Source organism: Cellulomonas septica (assembly GCF_012396155.1).
GTDB classification, from domain to species: Bacteria; Actinomycetota; Actinomycetes; order Actinomycetales; family Cellulomonadaceae; genus Cellulomonas; species Cellulomonas septica.
Map to the genome: position 1 here is coordinate 1 of NZ_JAAXOY010000262.1, position 4,641 is coordinate 4,641.

4 protein-coding genes are annotated in these 4,641 nt (G+C 74.6%); 1 reads left to right on the forward strand and 3 read right to left on the reverse strand.

Annotated features, from left to right (window positions below; translation table 11 throughout):
* Positions 1 to 11: 11 nt before the first annotated feature.
* The 3 genes from mscL to HGA02_RS11065 form a co-directional block, all read right to left on the reverse strand.
* A complete protein-coding gene (gene mscL, locus HGA02_RS11055; protein ID WP_168679054.1) occupies positions 12 to 587 on the reverse strand; it encodes a large conductance mechanosensitive channel protein MscL in 576 nt (191 codons plus the stop codon).
* 67 nt (positions 588 to 654) lie between these two features.
* Positions 655 to 1,350 (reverse strand): SAF domain-containing protein, encoded by a 696-nt coding sequence (locus HGA02_RS11060; RefSeq protein WP_343035444.1) that lies wholly within the window; start codon positions 1,348 to 1,350, stop codon positions 655 to 657.
* Between the two features lie 131 nt (positions 1,351 to 1,481).
* On the reverse strand, positions 1,482 to 1,832 hold the full coding sequence (locus HGA02_RS11065; RefSeq protein ID WP_168679055.1) for an FmdB family zinc ribbon protein: 351 nt from the start codon (positions 1,830 to 1,832) through the stop codon (positions 1,482 to 1,484).
* A 209-nt stretch (positions 1,833 to 2,041) separates the two neighbouring features.
* Between HGA02_RS11065 and HGA02_RS11070 the strand changes: the two genes are divergently transcribed.
* Entirely contained in the window at positions 2,042 to 4,615 is a 2,574-nt protein-coding gene (locus HGA02_RS11070; RefSeq protein ID WP_168679056.1) for a penicillin acylase family protein, read from the forward strand.
* Positions 4,616 to 4,641 lie beyond the last annotated feature (26 nt).

Below are 4,641 nucleotides of genomic sequence, written 5' to 3' on the forward strand. Positions count from 1 at the left end.
CCGCGGCTCGGTCAGGCGGTCGGCGGCGGGGTCGCGGGGCCGCTGCCCGGCAGGAACGTGGGCGGGGTCCCGGGGGCCTTGCCGAGGCCCGTGCCGGCGTCCGGGGTGGTGGCACCCGCGTCGTTGGCCACCGCCGGGTTCGGGCGCGCCGCGAGGAGGTCGCGGATCTCCTGGAGCAGCAGGATGTCCTCGGCCGGCGCCTTCGGCTCCTCCTCCTCGCCGCGCTTGCGGCGGGCCGCCAGGGCGTTGAGCGGGAGGACGATCACGAAGTAGATCGCCGCGGCGGTGATGAGGAACTTCAGCAGCGCGTCGAGGATCAGCCCGATCGAGAAGTCCGCGTCGTTGATCGTGAAGTTGCCGAGGGCCGTCAGGTCGGGCTTGCCGAAGATCGCGGCGATGAGCGGGCCGATGAACCCGTTCTGGATCGCGGTGATCACGGTCGTGAACGCGGCGCCGATGACGACGCCGACGGCGAGCTCGATCGCGTTGCCGCGGGAGATGAAGTCCTTGAAGCCCTGGAACACCTTGGGCAGCCCGCGCAGTCGCTCGCCGGCGCCCCGCAGGCCCTGGTTGATCGTGTCGGTCATGAGGCCCCCGGTGAGGTCACGGTAGGCGTCCGGCCAGGTCGGGCGTTCCGGACGCAGGTCCCGACGATCATGGCACGACGACCGCCGACAGCAAGGCGGTCGCGGAGGCCCCGGCCAGCGCCCGCGCCTCGTCAGGGGTGACGGCGAGGAGGACGGGCGGAGCGGCGTCGTCGGCGGGGCCGAGCGCCGCGAGACCCGCGTCGTCGGACCGCGACGGCGGAGTCGGCAGCACGAGGGCTCGCGTGGCGACGAGCCGGCCCTCGCCCTCGTCGGGCACCGCCGCGAGGACGTCGACGCGCATGCCCGGCCGGAGCAGGTCGGCGGCGGCCTGGTCGACGAGCCGGACCGTCGCGACGACGGTGCCCGGCGGACCGGTCGCGTCGGCAGCGACGAGGACGCCCGGGACGAGGGGCGTGCCGGCGGTCAGGTCGACCGCCGCGACACGGCCGACGACGGCGTCCGCCTGGGTGGCGACGCCCTGAGGGGCGACGACCGCCGGGAGCGCCCGGACGGTGACGTCCTGGTCGACGAGCACGGCGCCCGCAGCGACCGCGCGCACCACGACGAGGACGTCGACCGTCGACGGTGGGGTGGGGCGCAACGCACCGACGACGCCCAGACCGGCCGCAGCGAGCGCGAGCGCCAGCAGGGCGGGACGCGAACGCCACAGCAGCACGCGGGCGCGCAGCGCGGCGGGCGCTCGGCGACGGGTGAGCGGCGGCGGACGGTCGGGTCGGTCGAGGTCACGTCGGTCGAGAGGCACGGCCGTGACCGTACGGACGCCGCGTCGTCACCGCCGGTGCGCCGGACGCGCGGGTGGACGGGCTCTCATCCGTGCGGGCTGTGGACGGCTCGACGCCACCCCTGGGCGGACGGTGCCGCCGCCCGGCGACGTCAGGAGGACGCGGCGGGTGCCTTCGTCGTGGAGGACGAGGACGCGCCCGACGAGGACGACGCGCCCGACGTCCCGGAGCCGGATGCCGAGCCCGAGGACGACGACCCCGAGGTCGACGAGCTCGAGGACGACGCGCCGGACGACGAGGAGCTCGAGGACGACGTCGAGCCGGAGGAGCGCGCGTCGTTGCGGTAGAAGCCCGAGCCCTTGAACACGACGCCGACGGCCGAGAACACCTTGCGCAGCCGGCCCTCGCACTCGGGGCAGACGGTCAGCGAGGCGTCGGAGAACGACTGCTGGATCTCGAAGGCGTGACCGCACGCCGTGCACGCGTAGGCGTAGGTGGGCATCGGGGCTCCTGGACGAGGTCGACGGGCCGGCCCGGCGGGACGCCCGGGTGGCCTGGCACTCACATGGATCGAGTGCCAATCCTAACGGCACGCGCGCCGACTGCATTCCGCCTGCTGCCGGACGCGGACCTCGCGCAGCGCCGCCGCTGGTCATCCCCAGGTCTGGCGTGCTGCCACCCGGTGCCCAGACGGACAAGTACCCTCGCAACGTGTCCCGCCTGCGCCTCGTCCGGGTCGCGTTCGCGACCGTCGCCGTCGTCCTCGTCCTCGCCCTGGTGGCGACGGCCGTGGGCGTGGTCGTCGTCCTGCGCCGTCCGCTGCCCGAGGTGTCCGGCGAGCTCACGCTGCCCGGCCTCGAGGGCGAGGTGACGGTCACCCGCGACCCGCGCGGCGTGCCGACGATCACGGCGTCGACGTCCGAGGACCTGTTCCGCGCGCAGGGCTACGTGTCCGCGCAGGACCGCTTCTTCGAGATGGACTACCGCCGGCACGTCACCGCCGGACGGCTGTCGGAGCTCGTCGGCGAGAACGAGGACGCGCTCGCGGCGGACAAGGTGATCCGGACGTTCGGCTGGCGGCACGTCGCCGAGCAGGAGTGGGACGTCGTCGAGCAGTCGACGCGCGACGCGCTCCAGGCCTACGCCGACGGCGTCAACGCGTACCTGGCGGACCGGGACCCGTCGCAGATCGCGGTCGAGTACACGGTCCTCGGGGCCCGGACGAGCACGCCGGCCCCGGAGAAGTGGGACCCGGTCGACTCGCTCGCGTGGCTCAAGGCGCTCGCGTGGGACCTGCGCGGCAACTACGACCGTGAGCTGGCGCGGGCGCGGACGTTCGCGTCGGTGCAGGACGTCGCCCGCGTCGAGCAGCTGTTCCCGGCCTACCCGCAGGACGTGAACCAGCCGATCCTCTCGGCGGAGCAGGTCGGTCAGGGCGCGACCACGACCGCGGCGACGACGGGCCTCGACCTCGCGGGCGACGACCTGCAGGCGGCGCTCGCGTCGGCGCAGCGGGCGCTCGACGCGGTGCCGCACCTGGTCGGCGACGGCGAGGGCGTGGGGTCGAACTCGTGGGTCGTCTCGGGCCGGTACACCGAGTCCGGCGCGCCGCTGCTGGCGAACGACCCGCACCTCGGCATCTCGGCCCCGGGCATCTGGGCGCAGGTCGGCCTGCGCTGCGCGGAGGTCACCGCGGAGTGCCCCTACGACGTCACGGGGTTCGCCAACGCGGGCATGCCCGGCGTCGTCATCGGGCACAACGCCGACCTCGCGTGGGGCCTGACGAACCTCGGCGCGGACGTCACCGACTTCTTCCTCGAGAAGGTCGACGACGACGTGACCGTGCGGGACGGCGGCACCGCGCCGATCCGGCACCGGCGCGAGGTCATCCACGTCAACGGCGGCCGCTCGGTCGAGCTCGACGTCCGCGAGACGGTGCACGGCCCGATCGTGTCGGACGTCCTCGACGTCGACGCGGTCGAGGACGCGCCCGTGCCCGACGGCGCGCCGGGCCGCCAGTTCGAGGTCGCGCTGGCCTGGACGGCGCTGCAGCCGGGCCGGACGGCCGACGCGCTGCTCGCGATGGCCACCGCGCGCGACGCGGACGACATCGCCGCGGTCGCGGCGCTCCTCGAGGTGCCCGCGCAGAACATCGTGTTCGCGACGGTCGACGGCCACATCGGCTACCAGGCGCCCGGCCGGATCCCGGTGCGCACGTCGGTGCTGGGCGGTCCGGTCCCGTCGGACGGCACGTGGCCGCGGCCGGGCTGGGACAGCGCGTACGACTGGCAGGGGTTCGTCGACCCGGCCGACATGCCCCGCACGCTCGACCCGGCCGAGGGGTTCGTCGTCGCCGCGAACCAGGCCGTCACGCCGAGCGGCGTGGGCCCGTTCCTCACCGACGACTGGGACTACGGCTACCGCTCGCAGCGGATCCGCACCCTGCTGACGGAGCGGCTCGCGACGGGCGAGCCCGTGACCGTGGCCGACATGGCGGAGATCCAGTCGGACCAGCGGAACCCGTACGCCGACATGCTGGTGCCGACGCTGCTGTCGCTGCCGATCGAGGACGAGTTCGACGACGACGGCCAGGAGCTGCTGCGCGACTGGGACCGCGTGTCGTCGTCCGACTCGGCGGCCGCGGCCTACTTCGCGGCGGTGTGGAAGACGCTCCTGCGGCTCGCGTTCGACGACGACCTGCCCGACGACGCGTCGCCCGCGGGCGACTCCCGCTGGCTCGAGGTCGTGCGGCGCCTCGTCGACGACCCGTCGTCGCCGTGGTGGGACGACCGGTCGACGCCCGCCGTCGTCGAGGGCCGTGACGAGATCCTCACGCGCGCGATGGTGTCGGCCCGCCGGCAGCTCACGACGCAGCTCGGCCGCGACGCCGAGGACTGGCGCTGGGGCATGCTCCACGTCGCCGCGCCCGAGCACCCGGTGCTCGGCGGCGAGTCGCTCCCGGGCGTCCTGCGGCGCCTCGTCAACCCGTCGCCGCTGAGCGTCGGCGGCGGCTCGTCGATCGTCGACGCCACCGCGTGGGACGCGAGCACGCCGTCGTACGCGGTGACGGCCGCGCCGTCGATGCGGATGGTCGTCGACCTGGGAGACCTGGACTCCTCGACGTGGGTGAACCTCACCGGCACGTCGGGCCACCCCGCGAGCGTGCACTACACCGACCAGTTCAAGGCCTGGGCGACGGGGGAGACGTTCCCGTGGCCGTTCACGCAGGCCGCGACCGAGGCGGACGCGACGGACCACCTCACGCTGCTGCCGTCGACGGACTGACGCTCGTCGCGCAGGCGGGCCGCTGC

Coding starts and splice junctions, on each gene's coding strand:
- mscL (WP_168679054.1), bottom strand. CDS start 587: ATGACCGACACGATCAACCAGGGCCTGCGGGGCGCCGGCGAGCGACTG.
- HGA02_RS11065 (WP_168679055.1), bottom strand. CDS start 1,832: ATGCCCACCTACGCCTACGCGTGCACGGCGTGCGGTCACGCCTTCGAG.